The 23,308-nt window shown below is 45.1% G+C and carries 16 protein-coding genes; all 16 read right to left on the minus strand.

From position 1 onward, the window contains the following. Positions 1-77: 77 nt before the first annotated feature. Positions 78-3,308, minus strand: coding sequence for a carbamoyl-phosphate synthase large subunit (gene carB / locus OW495_RS06750; protein ID WP_004734974.1), 3,231 nt, complete (start codon positions 3,306-3,308; stop codon positions 78-80). 16 nt (positions 3,309-3,324) lie between these two features. Next, positions 3,325-4,464, minus strand: coding sequence for a glutamine-hydrolyzing carbamoyl-phosphate synthase small subunit (gene carA, locus OW495_RS06755; RefSeq protein WP_017109272.1), 1,140 nt, complete (start codon positions 4,462-4,464; stop codon positions 3,325-3,327). 503 nt (positions 4,465-4,967) lie between these two features. Beyond that, positions 4,968-5,792, minus strand: coding sequence for a 4-hydroxy-tetrahydrodipicolinate reductase (gene dapB / locus OW495_RS06760; RefSeq protein WP_289885716.1), 825 nt, complete (start codon positions 5,790-5,792; stop codon positions 4,968-4,970). A gap of 92 nt (positions 5,793-5,884) precedes the next feature. Further along, positions 5,885-6,283, minus strand: coding sequence for an 8-oxo-dGTP diphosphatase MutT (gene mutT / locus OW495_RS06765; protein ID WP_076670693.1), 399 nt, complete (start codon positions 6,281-6,283; stop codon positions 5,885-5,887). Between the two features lie 306 nt (positions 6,284-6,589). Continuing rightward, the gene (secA, locus tag OW495_RS06770; RefSeq protein ID WP_289885717.1) at positions 6,590-9,319 is read right to left on the minus strand and encodes a preprotein translocase subunit SecA; all 2,730 of its coding nucleotides are present in this window, start codon (positions 9,317-9,319) and stop codon (positions 6,590-6,592) included. A gap of 388 nt (positions 9,320-9,707) precedes the next feature. Then, on the minus strand, positions 9,708-10,625 hold the full coding sequence (gene lpxC, locus OW495_RS06775) for a UDP-3-O-acyl-N-acetylglucosamine deacetylase (protein WP_017087510.1): 918 nt from the start codon (positions 10,623-10,625) through the stop codon (positions 9,708-9,710). Positions 10,626-10,721: 96 nt separating this feature from the next. Then, a complete protein-coding gene (gene ftsZ / locus OW495_RS06780; protein WP_017084771.1) occupies positions 10,722-11,951 on the minus strand; it encodes a cell division protein FtsZ in 1,230 nt (409 codons plus the stop codon). A 31-nt stretch (positions 11,952-11,982) separates the two neighbouring features. Then, entirely contained in the window at positions 11,983-13,251 is a 1,269-nt protein-coding gene (ftsA, locus tag OW495_RS06785; protein ID WP_004729844.1) for a cell division protein FtsA, read from the minus strand. Further along, positions 13,244-14,023 (minus strand): cell division protein FtsQ/DivIB, encoded by a 780-nt coding sequence (locus OW495_RS06790; RefSeq protein ID WP_017109276.1) that lies wholly within the window; start codon positions 14,021-14,023, stop codon positions 13,244-13,246. The genes ftsA and OW495_RS06790 overlap by 8 nt, the downstream gene beginning before the upstream one ends. Before the next feature lie 191 nt (positions 14,024-14,214). Next, entirely contained in the window at positions 14,215-15,675 is a 1,461-nt protein-coding gene (gene murC, locus OW495_RS06795) for a UDP-N-acetylmuramate--L-alanine ligase (RefSeq protein WP_102298449.1), read from the minus strand. 13 nt (positions 15,676-15,688) lie between these two features. Further along, positions 15,689-16,750, minus strand: coding sequence for an undecaprenyldiphospho-muramoylpentapeptide beta-N-acetylglucosaminyltransferase (gene murG / locus OW495_RS06800; RefSeq protein ID WP_102513245.1), 1,062 nt, complete (start codon positions 16,748-16,750; stop codon positions 15,689-15,691). Between the two features lie 12 nt (positions 16,751-16,762). Next, complete coding sequence (gene ftsW / locus OW495_RS06805; protein WP_102513244.1) at positions 16,763-17,959, minus strand: cell division protein FtsW; 1,197 nt, start codon at positions 17,957-17,959, stop codon at positions 16,763-16,765. 22 nt (positions 17,960-17,981) lie between these two features. After that, positions 17,982-19,298, minus strand: a complete 1,317-nt coding sequence (gene murD / locus OW495_RS06810; protein WP_289885718.1) for a UDP-N-acetylmuramoyl-L-alanine--D-glutamate ligase — start codon at positions 19,296-19,298, stop codon at positions 17,982-17,984. A gap of 58 nt (positions 19,299-19,356) precedes the next feature. After that, positions 19,357-20,439, minus strand: a complete 1,083-nt coding sequence (gene mraY, locus OW495_RS06815) for a phospho-N-acetylmuramoyl-pentapeptide-transferase (RefSeq protein WP_017109281.1) — start codon at positions 20,437-20,439, stop codon at positions 19,357-19,359. Continuing rightward, positions 20,436-21,809: a UDP-N-acetylmuramoyl-tripeptide--D-alanyl-D-alanine ligase gene (murF, locus tag OW495_RS06820; protein WP_102513242.1), complete on the minus strand. Its 1,374-nt coding sequence runs from the start codon at positions 21,807-21,809 to the stop codon at positions 20,436-20,438. Before murF ends, mraY begins: the two co-directional genes overlap by 4 nt. Beyond that, the gene (gene murE, locus OW495_RS06825; protein WP_102513241.1) at positions 21,809-23,293 is read right to left on the minus strand and encodes a UDP-N-acetylmuramoyl-L-alanyl-D-glutamate--2,6-diaminopimelate ligase; all 1,485 of its coding nucleotides are present in this window, start codon (positions 23,291-23,293) and stop codon (positions 21,809-21,811) included. Before murE ends, murF begins: the two co-directional genes overlap by 1 nt. Positions 23,294-23,308 lie beyond the last annotated feature (15 nt).

The raw sequence follows: 23,308 nt of genomic DNA on the forward strand, positions 1-23,308 counted from the left end.
ACAGACATAAAAAAGCCCACTCCGAAGAGTGGGCTTTGAGCATTTATATCCGCTTAACAGCGATACACGTGAGTCAATTAAGCTTGAGAAGCTTTAACTTGTGCGTGTAGCTCTTGAACTGAAGTTACTGACGTTTTCGCGTCTGCAGTGTGCGCCATACAAGTCGCGAATGCAGCGTTTAACGTAGTTGTGTAGTTCACTTTCTCAGCCAGTGCGCCACGACGAAGAACTTTAGAATCTTCAATCGCTTGACGGCCAGCAGCAGTGTTCACGATGTACGTGTACTCGTTGTTCTTGATACGGTCAAGAATGTGAGGACGACCTTCGTGTACCTTGTTTACTAGACGTGGGTTGATACCCGCTTCGCCAAGGATAACTGCAGTACCGTGTGTTGCGTCTAGCTGGTAACCAAGCTTAGATAGCTTAGATGCTAGGTCAACAACGCGCTCTTTGTCGCCTTCGCGAACAGAAAGAAGTGCACGGCCGCCTTCTGGGTAGATGTTGCCACAACCCAATTCAGCTTTAGAGTATGCTTCAGCAAACGTTGCACCAACACCCATCACTTCACCAGTAGAGCGCATTTCTGGGCCTAATAGTGGGTCAACACCAGGGAATTTATTGAACGGAAGAACAACTTCTTTCACTGAGTAGTATGGTGGGATGATTTCTTTCGTAAAGCCTTGAGACTCTAGCGATTGACCCGCCATAACACGAGCTGCAATCTTAGCGACTGCTGCGCCTGTTGCTTTCGATACGAACGGTACTGTACGTGCTGCACGAGGGTTAACCTCGATTAGGTACACTTCGTTGTTCTTAACAGCAAACTGCGTATTCATTAGACCACGAACACCCAACTCGAACGCTAGCTTTTCAACTTGCTCACGCATTACGTCTTGGATTTCTTGGCTTAGCGTGTAAGCAGGAAGAGAACATGCTGAGTCACCTGAGTGAACACCCGCTTGCTCGATGTGCTCCATGATACCCGCAATAACAACGCGCTCACCGTCACAAATCGCATCAACGTCGACTTCAATTGCATCATCTAGGAAGCTATCAAGTAGTACTGGAGATTCGTTTGAAACACTTACTGCTTCGTTGAAGTAGCGACGTAAGTCTTGCTCGTCATATACGATTTCCATCGCACGACCACCAAGAACATAAGAAGGACGAACAACTAATGGGAAGCCGATTTCGCGAGATTTCTCTACCGCTTGCTCCATTGTTGTTACTGTCGCGTTTTCTGGTTGTAGAAGACCAAGACGGTCAACAGCAACTTGGAAACGCTCACGGTCTTCTGCACGGTCGATTGCGTCTGGGCTAGTACCAATGATTGGTACGCCAGCAGCTTCAAGCTCACGAGCCAGTTTCAGTGGTGTTTGACCACCGTACTGAACGATAACGCCTTTTGGCTTCTCAACACGAACGATTGCTAGTACGTCTTCCAGAGTTACTGGTTCAAAGTACAGACGGTCAGACGTATCGTAGTCTGTCGAAACTGTCTCAGGGTTACAGTTAACCATGATTGTTTCGTAGCCATCTTCACGTAGTGCTAGAGATGCATGTACACAACAGTAATCGAATTCAATACCTTGGCCGATACGGTTTGGACCGCCGCCTAAGATCATGATTTTCTCTTTGTCTGTTGGGTTCGATTCACATTCGTCATCGTAAGATGAGTACATGTAAGCCGTATCAGAAGAGAACTCAGCCGCACACGTATCTACGCGCTTGTAGACTGGGTGAATATCGTATTGGTCACGTAGACGACGAATTTCACTTTCAGCCACACCTAGAATCTTAGACAGGCGAGCATCAGCAAAACCTTTACGCTTAAGCTTCATTAACTCGTCTTTATTTAAACCAGCAAAACCTTTCGCTTTAAGTTCTTGCTCTAGTTTTACGATGTCTTCGATTTGAACTAGGAACCAACGGTCAATTTGCGTTAGGTTGAATACACCATCAACTGACATACCAGCACGGAAAGCATCTGCGATGTACCAAATACGGTCAGAACCAGCTTCTTTAAGCTCATGGCGAATCGTCGTTAGAGCGTCAGGTGCATCTAGGTCAACCATTTCGTCAAAACCAGTTGCGCCAACTTCTAGACCGCGAAGTGCTTTCTGTAGAGATTCTTGTTGGTTACGGCCGATAGCCATAACTTCACCAACCGACTTCATTTGAGTCGTTAGACGGTCGTTAGCACCTGCAAATTTCTCGAAGTTAAAACGAGGAATCTTAGTTACAACATAGTCGATTGTTGGTTCGAATGATGCTGGTGTTGCGCCACCAGTGATGTCATTCATTAGCTCGTCTAGCGTAAAGCCAACAGCCAGTTTCGCTGCAATCTTAGCGATTGGGAAACCTGTTGCTTTAGAAGCAAGTGCCGAAGAACGAGATACACGTGGGTTCATCTCGATGATAACCATACGGCCATCTTTCGGGTTGATACCAAACTGTACGTTTGAACCACCCGTTTCAACACCAATCTCACGCAGTACCGCTAGAGAAGCGTTGCGCATTAGTTGGTATTCTTTGTCTGTCAGCGTTTGAGCCGGAGCCACGGTGATTGAGTCACCAGTGTGAATACCCATTGGGTCAAAGTTTTCAATCGCACATACGATGATGCAGTTGTCGTTCTTGTCGCGAACCACTTCCATCTCGTACTCTTTCCAACCGATAAGTGACTCATCGATTAGAAGTTCGTTGGTTGGAGACAAGTCCAAACCACGACGACAGATTTCTTCAAATTCTTCTTTGTTATAAGCGATACCACCGCCTGTACCACCCATCGTAAACGATGGACGAATGATACAAGGGAAGCCAACCATTTCTTGAACTTTGTAAGCTTCTTCCATCGTTTTCGCTGTATCAGCCGTTGGACACTCAAGACCAATCGATTTCATTGCTTTATCAAAACGAGAGCGGTCTTCAGCTTTGTCGATAGCGTCAGCAGTTGCACCAATCATCTCTACGCCGAACTCTTCAAGTACGCCGTATTTTTCTAAATCTAACGCACAGTTAAGTGCAGTTTGGCCGCCCATTGTCGGTAGAACTGCATCTGGCTTCTCTTTAGCGATGATGTTACGAACCACTTCCCATTGGATAGGTTCGATGTAAGTCGCATCAGCCATGTCTGGGTCAGTCATGATTGTCGCTGGGTTCGAGTTTACAAGAATAACTCGGTAACCTTCTTCGCGAAGTGCTTTACAAGCTTGAGCACCAGAGTAATCAAACTCACATGCTTGACCGATAACAATCGGACCAGCACCTAGAATTAGAACACTTTTAATGTCAGTACGTTTTGGCATTATCTACTACTCCGGATTACGCTGTGTGCTGTTTAATTAATTCAATGAAGTGGTCGAATAGCGGCGCCGCATCTTCTGGACCTGGGCTTGCTTCTGGGTGACCTTGGAAGCTAAATGCTGGCTTATCTGTACGGTGGATACCTTGTAGAGAACCATCAAATAGAGACTTATGAGTCGCTCGTAATGTCTCTGGAAGCGTATCTTCGTCAGCAGCGAAGCCATGGTTTTGTGAAGTAATCATCACAACATCACGATCTAAATCTTTAACCGGGTGGTTTGCACCGTGGTGACCAAACTTCATCTTCACTGTCTTAGCGCCTGACGCAAGAGCAAGAATCTGGTGACCTAGACAGATACCAAAGATTGGTAAACCTTTTTCTAGGAACACTTTTGTTGCTTCAATTGCGTAAGTACATGGTTCTGGGTCACCAGGGCCATTTGAAAGGAAAACACCGTCTGGGTTTAGAGCGAGTACTTCTTCTGCTGAAGTTTCAGCAGGAACAACCGTTAGGCGGCAACCGCGGTCAACAAGCATTCGTAGGATGTTTCGTTTTGCACCGAAGTCATAAGCAACAACGTGGTATGGCAATTCAGAGTCTGCTTTCGCTTCAGGAAGTCCACCCGTAAGCGTCCACGAACCTTGTTTCCATTGATACGCTTCTTTTGTTGTAACTTCTTTCGCAAGGTCCATACCTTTCAGGCCAGGGAATTCTTTTGCTTTAGCTAGAGCCAAAGCTTCGTCTAAATTGTTACCCGCTACGATACAACCGTTCTGTGCGCCTTTTTCACGAAGAATACGCGTCAGCTTACGAGTATCGATATCAGCGATACCAACAACGTTTTGCGACTTAAGGTAATCAGAAAGGGATTGTTCATTACGGAAGTTAGAAGCGATTAGAGGGAGATCGCGAATCACAAGGCCTTGAGCGTGGATTGAAGAAGATTCTTCGTCTTCGGAATTGGTTCCGGTATTGCCAATGTGAGGGTAAGTAAGGGTAACGATTTGTTGAGAATAGGAAGGATCAGTGAGGATTTCTTGGTACCCCGTCATCGAGGTATTAAAAACGACTTCACCAACTGCAGAACCTACAGCGCCAATGGCTTCACCGTGAAATACTGTCCCATCTTCTAGGACGAGTAGTGCTGACTTCTTCAAGACAACCTCCAGAAATAAAAATGCATTAAAATTGATTTAATTTGCAAATCTACCTTCCTGCAACACCAAAAACTGCGTGTTTATGGAAATTAGACAAATTGGCGGTATTTTAGTGATCTGCGTGATACGTGTCAACATTTAACGCAAAAGAAATTAAACATTTGTAAGAACTAATTCAATTTCCCCCATCAAAGCTTCAAAAGTTCAACTTTCACACTCAATTAATAGGAATATTACGATTTTCTAATTTTCGTCCGTCATTTCCCCCCATCATTAGGTGGCAAAAATATCACCAACAAAACGCAATCGATAAATACAATGAGTAAACATATAGATTTAAAGCTTTAAATCAAAAATAACAACCAAGCAGCGATAAACAACAGCTAAATGCAGTTCTAATCAGGAAAATTAGAGAATAAGAAGAAAGTGACCAAGAGGAGTTTAAGTAGAAAAAAGGGGCAAATAAAGAAAGCGCCGGCAATTGCCAGCGCATAAATATCTATTTATAAATCGTTTAAACCAAGGACATCTGTCATGGTATAAAAGCCTGCTGGCTTATCATTTAGCCAAACAGCTGCCTTTATCGCACCATTAGCAAAGGTCATTCTATCCGTTGCTTTATGGGTAATTTCAACGCGCTCACCAATATCAGCAAACATTGCGGTATGCTCGCCAATGATGTCACCGGCACGGATTGTAGCAAAACCAATCTCATCCTTGGTACGCTCGCCCGTAATGCCTTCGCGTGACCATACAGCGACATCGTTTAGCTCATTGCCCATCGCACCAGCGATCGCTTCGCCCATGCCAATCGCAGTACCAGAAGGTGCATCGACTTTATGACGGTGGTGAGCCTCTAAGATTTCAACATCACAGTAATCGCCCATCACTTTTGCGGCCTTCTCTAACAGCTTAAAAACCAAGTTCACACCAACGCTATAGTTCGGTGCCATCACTATAGCCATCTCTTTTGAAGCTGCATCAATAACCTGCTTCTCTTCTTCAGAGAAACCAGTAGTACCAATGATCAGTTTCTTACCGTGACGTTTACAAAGTTCAATATTCGCTAATGTGCTTACAGGTGCGGTAAAGTCGACAATCACGTCAAACTCTTCAACCGCTTTCGAAAGGTCATCAACTAGAGCCACATCAAAACGACCTTCACCGCATAACTCGCCAACGTCAACACCGACCAAAGATGATTCTGGACGCTCTGAACCAGCACCAACGCTTGCTTCTGAATTATGGTGAGCGGCTTTCACCAAGTTACGACCCATACGGCCAGCTGCTCCTGCAATTGCAATTCTTACCACTGCGAATATCTCCATTGTTTTGGTTACCGTCACTGCTCATCTGTCGCAATAACGTTCATTCGATTAATCTCTTTAAACTAACAACAATCTCAAACTCAGGCTAGCAATTACGAAAACTCTTTTATTACTCGCTCTAAAATTGGCACGTTTGCTTCGGGGAAGGCGTATTGGCTCAATGATTCAAGATCGACCCATTCACCTTGTTGCCCTTCTTTACCATAAGGCTGTTGCTCGAAATCGGTCACAAGGATGAAATCGAACTTAAGCGACTTATCACTGTAATCAAACTCAAGGTGTTCAAACAGAGACTGTTCAGTCACATTGATACCAATTTCTTCATCAAGTTCACGAGTCATTGCTTGTTCAATGGTTTCACCCACTTCAACTTTACCTCCAGGAAACTCCCAGAAGCCGCCTTTATGCTTGTCGTCTGGGCGCTTGGTGATAAATACCTGCGACTTATCTTGATTGAAGATGATGCCAGCTACAATGTGGATTCTTTTCATATGATGGTGTTCCTTCTATGTCCCTAGCGTCATTCCCTACAATGAGGAACGAATTAGATAGGGAATCTGCTCTTTTGTTAGTTCGAAAGATCCCCGATTCGCTCGTCCCTCACTCTCGAGGATGACGCTATCGAAACCTTATTATTTTCACATACAAAAAGAGCCGCCTAAGCGACTCTTTTTATCAATAAGTTTGTGTGAAGCTAAGCTGTGACATGGTGAGTGCAAGGAGGAGGCACGGAGCTTACGTTAGTAAGTGAGTACCTCAACACTGCAATCATCCGTTACAGCAACGATTCACCAGACTTAGTCTATTTTACCGTGACACTGTTTGTACTTCTTACCACTTCCACATGGGCATGGTTCGTTACGACCCACTTTACGCTCATCACGTACTACCGTTTGTGGAGATGCCGCATCCGCTTCATCGTCATCAGCTAGCTGGTTTTCAGCCGTTGCATGTTGTGCTTGTGCACGACGCGCCGCTTGTTCAGCTTGAGCTTGACGTTGAGCTTCCATCTTTTCAACTTCTTCTTGTTGCTGAACGCGAACTTTAGAAAGGATGGTAACAACGTCCGTTTTCAGCACATCTAGTAGGCCTTCAAACAGTTCAAACGACTCGCGCTTGTACTCTTGTTTCGGGTTCTTCTGAGCATAACCACGTAAGTGGATGCCTTGACGAAGGTGATCCATCGCAGCCAAGTGCTCTTTCCAAAGACCGTCTAGCGTTTGTAGCATCACAGACTTCTCGAAGTTACGCAGCACTTGAGCACCAACCACTTCTTCTTTCTGTTTGTACGAATCTACTGCCATACCAAGAATGCGCTCACGCAATGCTTCTTCATAAAGCTTGTCGTCTTCGTCTAACCAACCTTGAATATCAAAGTCTAGATCGAAATCATTCTTGAGACGATCTTGCAGACCTGCGATATCCCACATGTCTTCAAGAGACTGAGGAGCGATGTATTCATCAATGACTGACGCCAGTACATCTTCACGGTTGTGTTCGATCATCTCACTGATGTCATCTGAGCTCATCAGCTCATCACGTAGCTCATAAACAACCTTACGTTGGTCATTGGCTACATCATCGTACTCAAGAAGTTGCTTACGGATGTCGAAGTTACGACCTTCCACTTTACGTTGTGCTTTTTCAATTGAGCGAGACAGCATCTTAGATTCAATCGCTTCGCCTTCGTCCATACCACTTTGGATAAGACCAGCCATACGATCAGACGTAAAGATACGTAATAGAGAGTCTTCCATTGATAGGTAGAAACGAGAAGAACCCGCATCACCTTGACGACCAGAACGACCACGTAGCTGGTTATCGATACGGCGAGATTCATGACGCTCAGTACCAATGATGTGCAAACCACCTGACTCAAGTACTTTATCGTGGATGATTCTCCAATCAGCTTTGATATTCTCGATCTGCTCTTTCGTTGGATTCTCAATCTTTTCAAGCTGTGCCTGCCAGCTACCACCTAACACGATATCGGTACCACGACCGGCCATATTAGTTGCGATAGTTACCGCACCAGGCATACCAGCTTGTGCAACGATCTCAGCTTCCATTTCATGAAACTTAGCATTTAGAACGTTGTGCTTAATTTTTGATTTTTTCAATGCGTTAGACAGCAGTTCAGATTTCTCGATAGAAACTGTACCAACCAGTGATGGCTGACCAGCCGCTACACGGTCTTTGATGTCTTCAATGATCGCATTGAACTTGTCTTCTTCAGTACGATAAACCACATCTGGCATATCGTTACGAACCATAGGCTTGTTGGTTGGGATAACCACCGTTTCTAGGCCGTAGATAGACTGGAATTCGAACGCTTCTGTATCAGCAGTACCTGTCATACCTGACAGTTTTTCATACAGACGGAAGAAATTCTGGAATGTGATCGATGCTAATGTTTGGTTTTCATTTTGAATCTTCACACCTTCTTTAGCTTCAACAGCTTGGTGTAAACCTTCAGACCAACGACGACCTGGCATAGTACGACCAGTATGTTCATCAACGATAACCACTTCGCCTTCTTCAGTAACGATGTAGTCGACATTTTTCTCAAACAATACGTGTGCACGAAGCGCAGCATTCACATGGTGCAATAGGCTGATATTGGTTGGAGAGTAAAGTGTGTCACCCTCTTCCATCAAGCCGTTTTTGACCATTAGTTCTTCTACAAATTCTTGACCGTTTTCAGTCAGGTGAACCTGTTTTGATTTTTCGTCCATGGTGTAGTGACCTTCACCACGGTACTCTTCTGAATCTTCTTTATCTTGACGCTCTAGAGAAGGAATTAGAGTGTTAATGCGCGTATAAAGGTCAGAACTATCTTCAGCGGGGCCAGAGATAATTAACGGAGTACGAGCTTCATCAATTAAGATTGAGTCAACCTCATCGACTACAGCAAAGAAGCGCTCACGTTGAACTCGGTCTTCAGCACGGAAAGCCATGTTGTCACGAAGGTAATCAAAACCAAACTCGTTGTTTGTTCCGTATAGGATGTCAGCTTGGTACGCTTCTTTTTTCTCTGGCGGAGCCATGTTTGCCACATTCACGCCGACAGTCATGCCAAGGAATTCAAATAATGGGCGGTTTGTTTCTGCATCACGCTTCGCTAGGTAATCGTTCACCGTTATTACGTGAACACCTTTGCTTGGTAGCGCGTTTAGATAAGCTGGTAGGGTTGCGGTAAGTGTCTTACCTTCACCAGTACGCATCTCTGCAATTTGGCCAGCATTTAGAACCATGCCACCAATCATTTGCACGTCAAAGTGACGCATGCCGTAAACACGCTTCGACGCTTCACGTACCGTAGCGAATGCTTCAGGTAGAAGTTGATCTAACGATTCACCTTTATCTAAGCGCTCACGAAACTCAACCGTTTTTGCTTTTAGCTCTTCATCAGAAAGTGCTTCAAACGTTGGTTCGTAGTTATTAATTTCTTTTACAATTTTTCTAAGGCGGCGCAGTGTTCTGTCATTGCGACTGCCAATTACCTTTGTCAGCAGCTTAGTAATCATGTGCTTGGAATCTCTTCGTTCTCAGATCGTCCGCGATCTATTTTAAATGCCGTCAGTCTCTACTAGCTATGAACTAGTCTTCAGTTACTAACCAAGGATACTGAGATAAATCTAGTATCTTTGATATTGTACTTGAGAGTAGAGTTTTCAAGGCTTGAGTTAAAATTAATGCCCTTTAGTGTAAGTAATTTTCACACTAACGACCATTTAGAACACCATTTGTTTGATGTGCTTGGAACTTTTCTTTCTAATTGCTGATGGATTAAGCAGACTGCGGCCCATTGGCCAGCAATTTCCGGAGGTTAACGACACTGTATCTGGAAAATAGATACAAAAAAACCAGGCCGATGACCTGGTTTTTGAAATCTTATATTGTTGTAAACAACAATTACGCTAGAACCATACCCGGTTCTGCGAAAGCAACTGGAGAGCCAGCTTCTTCTTCGAATGTTGCCCATTCCCAAGCTTCTGCGTCAGCAAGTACTGCGCGTAAAAGTTGGTTGTTTAAGCCGTGACCTGATTTGTATGCACGGAACTCACCAATGATAGCGTGTCCACACATGTAAAGGTCACCAATCGCATCCAATACTTTATGAGTTACAAACTCATTGTCGAAACGAAGGCCTTCTTCATTAAGAATTCGGTATTCGTCCAGTACGATAGCATTATCAAAGCTACCGCCAAGTACTAGGTTTTGAGACTGAAGGTACTCAATATCACGCATAAAACCGAAAGTACGAGCGCGAGAAATCTGCTTCACAAAACCTTGTGATGAGAAATCAAACAACAAACGTTGCTCATCGGATTCAATTGCAGGGTGGTTAAAGTCGATCTCAAAGTCCATACGGAAGCCGTTAAATGGAACAAACTCTGCCCATTTATCGCCATCTTCAAAACGAATAGGCTTTTTGATTCGAATAAAACGCTTCGCTGCATTCAGTGTTTCTACACCCGCTTGCTGTAACAAGTATACGAATGGGCTTGCGCTACCATCCATAATTGGAATTTCTGGAGCATCTACTTCAACAATAATGTTGTCGATACCCATTCCGGCTAGAGCTGCGTTAAGGTGCTCCACTGTAGAGATACGTACGCCTTCGTCATTAACAAGAGCGGTACATAGCATAGTGTCACGAACTGATGCTGGATCAGCTGGGAAATCTACAGGTGGATTTACATCTGTACGACGATAAACAATACCTGTATTTGCAGCTGCCGGGCGAAGAGTAAGTGTGACTTTACGACCAGAGTGGAGACCCACACCAGTTGTTTTCACAATTTCTTTCAGAGTACGTTGTCTGATCATCTGCTTGCCTCGTTATCAGTGCTACAAATCACGGTCAGTATTTACCGACCGCGAATTTTACCATTAATTCGACGATAGTCAAATTTTGGGTATTTGTTAATCAGCCTGACGTCGTAAAAATGCTGGGATATCTAAATATCCGCTCTCTTTCTCAGCTTTAGGTGCAGCACTCTGGCTAGCGCCTGTACCTGAAGAAACAGGTGACGTTGTTGGCTGTGGTTTAACTTGAGGTTTTACCTCAGTTTTTTCCTGCAATGGTTGTGCCACTTTCTCTTCCACTTTTGCTGCTGTTTGAACAGCAACTTGAGGTTGAGGCGTTGGCGCTACTTTTGCTTTACCACCAGCAACTAAAGTAATGTCTGGTTTTTTCTCTGTGCCGATACCTGTTGCAACAACAGTTACGCGGATTTCATCCGTCATATCAGGGTCTAGAGAAGTACCAATAACAACCGTTGCGTTATCAGAAGCGAATGCCTTAACTGTATTACCCACAGTTTCGAATTCATCTAAGCGCATATCTAGGCCTGCAGTGATGTTAACAAGAACGCCACGAGCACCAGCTAGGTCGATGTCTTCTAATAATGGGCTAGAAATTGCCGTTTCAGCAGCTTCTTCAGCACGGTCTTCACCTTTTGCGATACCGCTACCCATCATTGCATGACCCATTTCCGACATCACAGTGCGAACATCCGCGAAATCGACGTTGATCATACCAGGGCGAGTAATTAGCTCAGCGATACCTTGTACAGCGTTTTTAAGTACATCATTTGCACTTGCGAAAGCTTCTAGCAATGTTACGCCACGGCCAAGTACTTTAAGTAGCTTTTCATTTGGAATCGTAATTAAAGAATCCACATGTTTAGAAAGCTCTTCGATACCTTGCTCAGCAAACGCTAAACGCTTTTTGCCTTCAAAGCTAAATGGCTTAGTTACAACAGCAACTGTTAGCACACCCAACTCTTTCGCAACTTCAGCAATAACTGGAGCAGCACCTGTACCTGTACCACCGCCCATACCAGCTGCGATAAATACCATATCGGCGCCAGTTAGAACTTCTTTAATTCTTTCTCGATCTTCGAGAGCTGCATCACGGCCTACTTGTGGGTTTGCACCAGCGCCCAAGCCTTTAGTGATATCACCACCAATCTGGATCACGCTGCTCACGCTTGTTTTACGAAGAGCTTGAGCATCAGTGTTAACACTGATGAATTCTACGCCTTCAATTGACTCACGTACCATGTGCTCAACAGCGTTACCGCCACCGCCACCAACTCCAACGACTTTAATTACTGCATCGTCAGACATTTCCATCATCGGTTCAAACATGTGTTATCTCCGTTTTTTCCTGCAACTCAGGTTAAAACTCTTTTTGTATCCAATTACGCAATTTACCAAATAAACCTGACATAGAAGGTGCTGAACGCTTAGGTTCGCTGTAATCACCCTCATCACTTATCTGACAATCTCTTGCGTAATGAAGTAAACCAACCGCCGTAGAATGATACGGCTCTTTAACATAGTCAGTTAAGCCACTAACTTCTAACGGCTTACCAACTCGAACTTGATTGCGGAAAACACGTTCCGCACACTCTACCAATCCGTCAATTTGTGCCGCTCCACCAGTGAGAACGACGCCAGCTGCAAGGTGGTGCTTAATACCCTCATCTCGTAGCTGCAATTGAACCGTATCAATAGTTTGGTTAACGAGACCCATAAGTTCAGTGTAACGTGGTTCAATCACTTCCGACAAAGTTTGTCTTTGCAAACTTCTCGATGGACGGCCACCTACACTAGGGACGTTAACAGAATCATCCTTGCTTACGAGCTCACTCAGAGCGCAACCATGGTTTACTTTTATCTCTTCAGCATCGCTCACTGGCGTGCCAAAAGCGAAGGCAATATCACTGGTTACTGCATTTCCTGCGTAGGAAAAGACTTCTGTGTGTCGCAGTGCGCCGCCAGTCCAAATGGAAATATCCATCGTACCGGCACCAATATCAACAACACATACCCCAAGCTCTCTCTCGTCGTCAGTAATTACCGCATTACTTGAGGCAAGTCCTGAAAACACGATTTGTTCTACAGTGAGACCACATCGTTCAACAGCTTTAATAATGTTTCTCGCCATGTCGCTATGGCAAGAAATTAGATGAACACTGACTTCCATTCGAACACCAGATAAACCAAGCGGATTCTTAATGCCTTCTTGGTAGTCGATGGTAAATTCTTGTGGAATCACGTGCAGAATTCTCTGCTCATCACCTATTTTAATCGATTTCGCGGTATGGATCGCTCGATCCATATCGTCTTGAGACACTTCTTCATCTGAAATAGTGCCCATGCCTTTTTCAATTCGGCTTGCGATATGCTTACCGGACAGCGAGATAAATACATTGCTGATTTGGCATTCAGCCATCAACTCTGCTTGATCAATCGCTCGCTGAACCGACTTCACTACCGACTCTAGGTCGTTTACACCACCTTTATCCATACCTCTGGATGGGCTTTGCCCTGAACCAATGATATTGATTTGACCATCAGGCAGTATTTCACCAACTAGAGCTGATATGGTCGCAGTGCCTATATCAAGACCAACGATTATGTTGTCATCTGCGGTCTTAGTCATTTCTGCTCTCTTCTAACTCTTGCTCTGGAAACCAGCCTACAGCGGCTCCCGTATCATACCTGAGGTCGATGTAGCTCACTTGATTCGCTTTACTTCCTAATTCGTTATAAAGCGAAATAAAGCGTTCAACACGCTCATCTAAAGAATCTTTACCTAGTTCTAAACGGATACCGTTATCTAGGATTATTTGCCAAGCGCGACGTTCATTAAGAACGAGTGAGGTAACGGTTAATCCTAGACTGTTAATCAAAGGAGTAATCTGTCGCCATTTTGCTATCACTTCTTGGCTGGTCCCTTCCGGGCCATAAAGCTTAACTCTATCACCCTTTAACAGGCCGATATCGCCATTAAACACTTGACCGTTTTCGTTCAGCAGCATGTTGCCATTCCAGATTGCTGCCGCTTGGTACTCAGTCAAAAATACTTTTATTGTGTCTGGCCACTGTTTACGAATTGAGACAACAGATACCCAAGGTAACGCTTCTAAACTGTCTTGTAACACCCCAATATCTTGCGACATGAAGGTGCCAATATGTTCTAACTCGCCAAAAGCATGCTGAACATCACCAGCCGTTACATAAGTTAAGTCGCCTTGAAGTACTATTTTGGAAAGAGGCAATCGCTGATCGTCCCACATCCAAGTCAGTGTGGTATAGAAAAGAAACCCAATGAATAGCAATACCACGACTAAAAAAGACCCGCCTAAGGCGTGTTTCTTGAGCGATGGTAAACTGAATAGGTGGCGGTTTTCGCTAAAAGTACTTTCTACCAAAGCCCGCATTCCCTGTCGTTGGTTCGCAATTCTATTCCCTATCTTCGTAATAGAGGTAAAAGCACTTACTTTAACCTATGAATTATACTGAGCAAAATCAAACTATCAAACGTTGATAATAAGATTTTTGGTCAATTTTAGGTCAATCGCAAGAAGTGAGCGATTGACCACAGTCTGTAGACAGTATTCTGCTACGCGTTCTGCATATTATTAATGTCTAACTGTAACGATTCGAGTTGCTTAGCAACACGACCAACATCACCTGCACCCTGCGTTAAAACAAGGTCACCGCCTTGAATGACGTTGGCTAGAACCGATGGCAGCGTGTTGATATCAGCAACGAAGATCGGATCAATCTTACCACGCCCACGAATAGTTCGACTTAACGAGCGCCCGTCTGCCCCTGCAATCGGTTTCTCACCTGCAGAGTACACATCTAATAAGATTAGAACATCAACCTGCTCAAGAACGTTAGCAAAGTCATCATACAGGTCACGCGTTCGGCTGTAGCGGTGTGGTTGGAAAATCATCACAAGACGTTTGTCTGCCCAGCCACTACGGGCAGCTTGAATTGTTACGTCGACTTCGGTTGGGTGATGACCGTAATCATCAACCAACATTGCAATACCCTTACCCGTTTCGTACTCACCAAGGTGATCAAAACGACGGCCAGTGCCTTCCGTTCCCGCCATCGCTTTTAGAATCGCTTCATCGCTGATGTCGTCTTCAGTCGCAACCGCAATCGCCGCTGATGCGTTCAGTGCGTTATGGCGACCTGGAATGTTCAATGTAATATCTAGGTTCGCTTTGCCTTCACGTACCACAGTGAACTTGCCTTGTTGGCCTTCTTGTACGTAGTTTTCAATACGGATATCCGCATCTTCTGAGAAACCGTAGGTAATCACTTGGCGGCTCACCTGAGGAATAAGCTCACGTACTACCGGATCATCAACACACATCACAGCCTGACCGTAAAATGGCAGATTGTGTAAGAAATCAATGAACGTCTGTTTTAGCGTTTCGAAATCGCCGCCGTAGGTATCCATATGATCCGCTTCAATGTTAGTAACGATACTAACCATTGGTTGCAGATGTAAGAATGATGCATCACTTTCATCGGCTTCAGCGATAAGAATACGACTCGAGCCTAGACGAGCATTCGTGCCCACACTCTTCACCAAACCACCGTTTACGAAGGTTGGATCTAAACCCGCTTCCGAGTAAATCTGTGTCACTAGCGCAGTTGTCGTGGTTTTACCGTGCGTACCTGCCACAGCAATACCATGACGAAAACGCATCAGCTCAGCCAGCATTTCAGCACGACGAACGATAGGTGTGCGCGCTTCACGAGCGGCAATAATTTCTGGGTTTTCTTCGTTGATAGCGGTTGAAACCACTACCACACTTGCGTCGGCAACGTTGCTTGCTTGGTGACCGATATAAACGGTCGCACCCTTGCTAACTAAACGATCGGTCACTGGATTTTGAGCTATGTCAGAACCTGTAATCTGGTAGCCTTCATTAAGCAAGACTTCAGCAATCCCGCTCATTCCTGCACCACCAATACCAATGAAGTGGATAGATTTAACACGGCGCATCTCTGGCACCATTGCACGGATTTGCGCTAAGTCTTGGGTATGTTCAATCGTCATCAATTCAATCTCATTATTTTGCTAAAGCTTTAATCGCTTCAGCGACGGTCACATCAGCATCAAGCTTGGCTGCTTGACGAGCTTTTGTTGCCATCATTTTTAATTCATTTCTATCAAGCTGAGCAATAGTGTTCGCTAGCTTATCAGCCGTCAATTGAGGCTGTTCAATCATTAACGCTGCGCCACATTCAACGAGGTGATCGGCATTCAGCGCTTGCTGTCTGTCTTTATGCATAAACGGAACGAAGATAGAACCCACACCGGCTGCAGACACTTCTGATACGGTTAATGCACCTGAGCGACACACTAATAGATCTGCCCACTCATAAGCTTGCGCCACATCATCAATAAATTCAGTCACTTGAACATTATCTACAGAATGTGATTTGTATTGTTCAATCACTTGCTGTTGATTGTTCTTACCGGCTTGATGCATCACAGTAAAACCGTCACCAAGCTGGGCCATCGTAATTGGCAAGGTATCGTTCAAGATCTTAGCGCCCTGACTGCCACCCATCACGAGGATACGAATATCGCCATCACGCTCTGCCATGCGTTGCTCGGGTTCAGCTAAGGCAACAACATCTTCACGTACTGGGTTACCCACCACCTCTGCAGTAGGAAACGCGCCAGGGAAAGCTTGGAACACTTTTTTAGCAATTTTAGATAGCCATTGGTTGGTTAAACCTGCCACTGCATTTTGTTCATGCAAAACCACAGGAATACCGGATAACCATGCTGCGATGCCACCAGGACCACTCACGTAACCACCCATTCCAAGCACAACATCTGGTTGCCATGCCTTAATGTGCTGTCTTGCTTGAAGTATGGCATTAATAATCTGGAATGGCGCTTTAATTAGCTTGCTAATGCCTTGACCACGCAGGCCTTTCACCTTAATGAAGTCGATCTCAATACCATGCTTTGGCACCAGATCCGCTTCCATTCTGTCCGCAGTTCCTAACCAGCGAATTTCCCAACCTTGTTGCTGAAGCTTTTTAGCCACGGCTAAGCCAGGGAAAACGTGACCGCCAGTACCACCAGCCATCACCAAAAGTTTTTTGTTTTTTTTCATCACGTTAGATTCTTATTCTACTAATTCGTTTTGATTGTCGGCTTGTTCTTTTTGTTGTACTCGGCACTCGTGATCGATACGTAGCAGCATCGAAACCGCCACCGACATCACAATCAAACTTGACCCGCCGTAACTGATCAATGGCAATGTCAGACCTTTGGTTGGAACGATTCCTGAAGCGGCACCTACGTTAACAAGCGTCTGAAATGCAAACCAAATACCAATACCAAAGGCAAGGTAGCCACTAAATAACTGGTCGTTCTCGAAGGCTTTCTTACCAATTAGAATCGCTTTAAGCACCAAACTAAAAATAAGGATCAGCACTAAAGTCACGCCAACAAAGCCTAACTCTTCAGCCAATACAGCAAACACAAAATCGGTATGTGCTTCTGGTAAATATTCTAACTTCTGAACCGAGTTACCAAGACCTTGTCCCATCCAATCACCACGGCCAAATGCCATCAATGATTGAGTTAGCTGGTAGCCACTGCCAAACGGGTCATTCCAAGGTTCCCAGAATGAGGTCACACGTCGAACACGGTAGGGTTCAATAACAATCAAGCCAACGACCGCAGCAATACCCGCGACCATCAAGGCAATAAATTGTGAAAGCTTGGCTCCTGCGATAAACAGCATGCCAAACAAGGTAACCAGCATTACAACAACGGTACCTAAATCGGGTTGGCCAAGAAGTAGTACCGCAAAGGCACCAAACACCATAATTGGCTTACCGAAACCACCGAAGAAGGTTTTTCTCACTTCGTCTTGTTTACGAACTAAATAACCCGCCATAAAGATAAACAGCGATAATTTAGCGACTTCGGCCGGTTGTAAGTTAAACAACCCAAGCGGAATCCAGCGCGATGCACCGTTAACCGACTTACCGACAGCCAATACCACGACCAGCAAAAAGAAGGATAAACCCAGTAGATACATGCTGTATTGAAACCAACGCTTCATTGGAATTTGAAGTATTACGCTGGATACGATTAACGCTAACACCAAGAAAATGGCGTGACGGAACATAAAGTGAAACGGCTGATCGGTTAAACGTGCACTGATTGGGAAGGAAGCCGACGTTACCATTACCAAGCCCGTCAGCATCAGTCCAAGAGCAATCCATACCAACTGACGATCGTAGAGCGCCTCTGGTGTGGCACGGTTAAGCCATTGCCAAATAGATTGATTAATCTCTTTCACTCTTTGCACTGAATGTCAGTCCTTCAACACGTTAGGCGTACTCATGAGCAAGTTCAGTGAACGCGTCACCTCTCGCCATGAAGTTATTAAATTGATCGAAGCTTGCACATGCAGGAGACAACATCACCATGTCACCCGACACCAATTGTGCAGAGATACTCTCGATGATGTCACGCATGGTACCAAACGTCTTAGCCGATGGATGTAATGGCATAAATTGCGCAGCATCTTCACCGAAGCAACACAGTTGTACGCGGTCTAGTTGCGCCAACACGGGGTTAAGCTCGCTAAAGTCAGCGCCTTTGCCCACACCTCCGACTAAGAGATACAAAGTACCTTGGTATTCTAATCCCGACAGAGCCGCTAATGTACTGGCTACGTTGGTCGCTTTCGAGTCATTAACCCATTTAATTTCGCGTTTGTCAGCCACAACTTGGCAGCGATGCGTTAAACCATTGTAGGCTTTCAGAGCTTCAAGGCTTTTGTTGTAATCAATACCGACTTGCTTCAATAACGCTAACGAGACTAACGCATTCGCCACGTTATGACGTCCAACCAATGTTAAATCTTGGGTGGCAAGTACTGACTTACCATTATCCACTAGCCATTCGGTGCCATCGACCATTGATACACCAAACTCTTGGTCATCAAGTCCAAATGTCACCAATGACATCGTATGGTCAGGATAAGTCTCTTTGTCTTCGCGGTTTACAATCGCGTACTGAGCATTATTAAAAATTCTTAATTTAGCGTCACGGTAGTCGGCCATGCCTTGATAGCGATCCATATGATCTTCTGACAGGTTCAAAAAAGCCGCCGCTGCAAGATTTAGACTGGATGTTGTCTCTAGCTGAAAGCTTGAAAGCTCAAGGACATACAAGTCAGCATCAAGCTCAAGAAGGTCCAAGGCAGGAATACCGATGTTGCCACCAACACCAACATTAAGACCGGCTGCTTTAGCAAGCACACCCGTTAGATCGGTCACAGTACTCTTACCATTGGAGCCTGTTATTGCCACGACGGGTTTGTTTACCGCCCAACCAAACAGTTCAATATCGCCAACAACCGGAGTTCCCGCTTGAATAACATCTTGTATTTCAGGAGTCGCTAATGCGATACCTGGGTTAGCAACCACTAAATCAGCTTCCGCTAACCATTGGCTATTCCAACTTCCAGAATGCAGCTCTACCGATTCAGGCAAAGATTCTTTTCCTGGTGGTAGCTCTCGCGTATCAATTACCTTCACATGCGTATGAGGTTGATATTTTACGAGATGTTTAACGACAGAGAGCCCGGTAATACCGAGCCCCGCAACCACTACATTTTGAATATTTTGCCAACGTTCCATTTAAACAAGATGCTCTTAATAGTTTTAAAGAGCCTCTCATTAAGAGGCTCACATAGGATTAACGAACTTTCAGCGTTGCTAGGCCAACCAGTACTAATACCATTGAGATGATCCAAAAACGCACGATTACACGCGGTTCTGGCCAACCTTTCAGTTCATAGTGGTGGTGAATCGGTGCCATGCGGAAAATACGCTGACCACGCAATTTGTAAGAGCCCACCTGCAGAATCACTGACAGAGTCTCCATTACAAACACACCGCCCATAATAACCAGTACCAACTCTTGGCGAACTAACACAGCAATCACACCCAATGCACCGCCAAGTGCTAGCGAGCCAACATCGCCCATGAATACTTGTGCTGGGTAGGTGTTGAACCATAGGAAACCAAGGCCCGCACCCACGATAGCGGTACAAACCACAACCAGCTCAGAGGTGTATGGAATGTATGGAATGTGTAGATATGCCGCGAAGTTAACGTTACCTGTCGCCCAAGCAATTACAGCAAAACCAGCCGCAACCATAACCGTTGGCATAATAGCCAAGCCGTCTAGGCCGTCTGTTAGGTTTACCGCGTTACTTGTACCCACAATAACAAAATAAGTCAGTACGATGTACAATAAACCTAGTTGTGGCATCACATCTTTAAAGAAAGGAACTACCAATTGAGTTGCTGCAGTATCGTGCCCGTGAGCATACAGAGCAAACGCCACCACTAACGCAATTGCTGACTGCCAGAAGTACTTCCAGCGAGCGATCAAACCATCGGTATTCTTACGAACCACTTTACGGTAGTCATCAACAAAACCGACCGCGCCATAACCAGCAAGTACAACTAATACAGCCCAAACATAAGGATTCGAGAGATCAGCCCACATCAATACCGTAATAATGATCGCAGCCAGGATCATCACTCCGCCCATGGTTGGCGTACCACGTTTGCTGAAGTGAGATTCAGGGCCGTCATTACGAACAACTTGGCCAATTTGTAGCATTTGCAGACGCTCAATTAAACGAGGTCCCATCCACAGCGACAGACATAAAGCCGTCAAAATACTCGCGATTGCTCGAAACGATAGGTATTCGAACAAACGGAAAAAAGAAAAGTATGGCTGTAGTAGCTCTGCAAGCCAAATTATCATGAAAAGTTCTCCTTTAAAGCAGCGGCTATTTTACTCATCCCTGCACTGTTTGCGCCTTTCACCAACAAGGTGTGTGACACGTTATTCGGCAAGCATAAGTGCTGCTCTATGTGTGCGATCATCGCTTGATGCGTTGCGAAGTGGGTGCCATTACAGACCTCACTAATCACCTTGGTATCATCACCGTAAGTGAGTACATGCTCAAAAGCGAATGGGGCAGCATATTCACCGACTTGACGGTGAAGTGCAAGACTTTCGTCGCCTAATTCAGCCATATTGCCTAAAATCAGCCAACGTTGACCTTTAAAGCTCGACAGCAGTTTAGCTGCCGCCTTCATTGCAGGCACGCTAGCGTTATAACTGTCATCTATCAGCTTGATATTCTGACTTAATTGTTGAACCTCAACTCGTCCTTTGACCGAGATAAGGTTCGCTAAACCACTTTTTATTTCATCAAGCGTTGCACCAAATTGAATGCTCAACGCTGCAGCCGCCAACGCGTTCGCCACGTTGTGCTGACCAATAATACCAAGTTCAACAGCCGTAACACCTAATGGCGTTTGCATATCAAAGCAAGCTTCGCCTTGGTCATTGATTTCGATGTTTTCAGCAAAATAATCGGCTTCATGGTTACTTTCAGAAAATGTTAGCACCGCTTTATCTGCAAGGACTTCATTCCAAAAGCCCCCACCGTTGCTCTCTAGATTAACAATAGCAGTATCACCGGCAGCAAGCCCCTGAAAGATTTCACCTTTCGCTTGTTTCACGCCATCGATAGAACCAAAGCCTTCTAAGTGAGCCGCGGCCACATTATTCACCAAAGCAACTTGTGGTTTGACTAGTTGCGTGGTGTAGGCGATTTCACCAATATGATTAGCGCCTAATTCGATCACTGCATAGTCATCGCTTGGTTCACTGCGTAACAAAGTCAAAGGCACACCAATATCATTATTGAAGTTACCTGCCGTAAACAGCACCTTGCCACGCTGTTGTAGAATACTTGCCACCATCTCTTTGACGGTCGTTTTGCCACAGCTGCCTGTAATCGCCATGGTTGGAACATTACATTGCTCATGGATCCAAGCACTTAGCTGACCTAAAGCAAGTTTAGTGTCTTCAACAACAACTTGAGTAATATTTAGGTCAAGTTTTCGTTCGACTAACAACGCGCTCGCGTTTGCCTCAACGGCTTGATGGCAAAAGTCATGCGCATCAAAGCGCTCTCCAACGATAGCGACAAACAATGCGCCTTCTTCAACGGTACGAGTATCCGTTGAAACTGCATTGATTACGGTATTGTTCGAGTTTCCTGCCTCAATCAGCTCGCCATTAACAGCAAAACAAATCTGCTCGAGTGATACATCAATCATTATGAAACACCTAAAAGTTGTAGCGCAGACTCTCGGTCTGAATAATGTACCGTTTTGTCTTTCAAAACTTGGTAATCCTCATGGCCTTTACCTGCCAGAAGAATAATGTCATTGCTGCCAGCCTGCTCTAGAGCAAACTTAAGGGCTTGATAGCGATCGTGCTCCACAAATGCAGCTTCAGGTTCACTTAAGCCAGTCAGCATATCTTTAACAATCAACGCAGGATCTTCACTGCGAGGGTTGTCATCTGAAATAATGCTTTTATCGGCGAACTGCTCTGCGGTTGCCGCCATCATTGGGCGCTTACCGGTGTCGCGATCACCGCCACAGCCGAAGATTGCCCAGAGTTGTCCAGAGCAATGCACGCGCAATGCTGCCAATGCTTTCTCTAACGCATCGGGCGTATGAGCATAATCGACAACCACTTTTGCCTTGTTCGGTGTTTGGAAAAGCTCCATACGGCCAATAACAGGCTGAAGCTGAGACGCGGTGTCGAGCAAGGTTTGCTTGTCGATACCCAACGAAAGCAAAGTCGCAAAAGCAACCAGTACATTTGATGCGTTGAACTGGCCAATTAAAGGAACAGACAGTTGCCCCTGCCCCCAGTTACCATCGAAAGACAGCTGAATACCGGTTTCTGCATAAGCAACATCAGACGCCCATACCGATTGTTGATAGCCCATTAGCGGTGACAGTGAAACGGCTATTGCATTGGATAAATCTGACACCCAAGCTTTACCGACTTCGTCATCCACATTAATGACTGCGTGCTTGCATTTGTGTTGAGTAAACAGGCTCTTCTTAGCCAATGCGTACTCTTCCATCGTGCCATGGTAATCAAGATGATCACGACTCAGGTTAGTAAATACACCAACCTCAAAATCCAACGCTTTTACTCGACCTTGCACCAAACCATGAGAAGAGATTTCCATTGCGGTATAAACCGCTTTATCTGTTGCCAACTCACTCAGTGTGCGCTGTATTTCAATAGCACTCCCCGTAGTGTTAGCAGCGGTTTTTAGATTATCTAAGAAACCATTACCTGTTGTACCCATTACCGCTGAACGTTGACCGACGAGATCAAGCCATTGAGCAATCAACTGGGTGATGGTGGTTTTGCCATTGGTGCCAGTGACACCAATCAATTTGGTCGCCTGAGAAGAATAAACACGGCCAGCTAATTCAGAGAGTATTGAGTTTAAGTCTGAAACATAAACCACAGGAACCGAGTTTAGCCATTCAACCAAGCCATGAGCTTTGTCATCGCCAGCTTGTGCAATGACGGCTTTCGCGCCTTGAGAAACGGCTTTATCGATAAACCGACGACCATCGACAGCATGTCCGATTACGGCAACAAAAATATCACCGTCCTTGATGGCACGACTATCCAACTCCAATTGCTCAACAGCAATCGACTCCAACTCAGGAGAACCAAAGTCTCCCCAAGGAGAAAGTAAAGATGACAGCGTGAGGCTATTACTCATATTGAATCCTGATTA

The sequence above is a fragment of the Vibrio sp. 14N.309.X.WAT.E.F5 genome (assembly GCF_030397615.1).
GTDB classification, from domain to species: Bacteria; Pseudomonadota; Gammaproteobacteria; order Enterobacterales; family Vibrionaceae; genus Vibrio; species Vibrio lentus.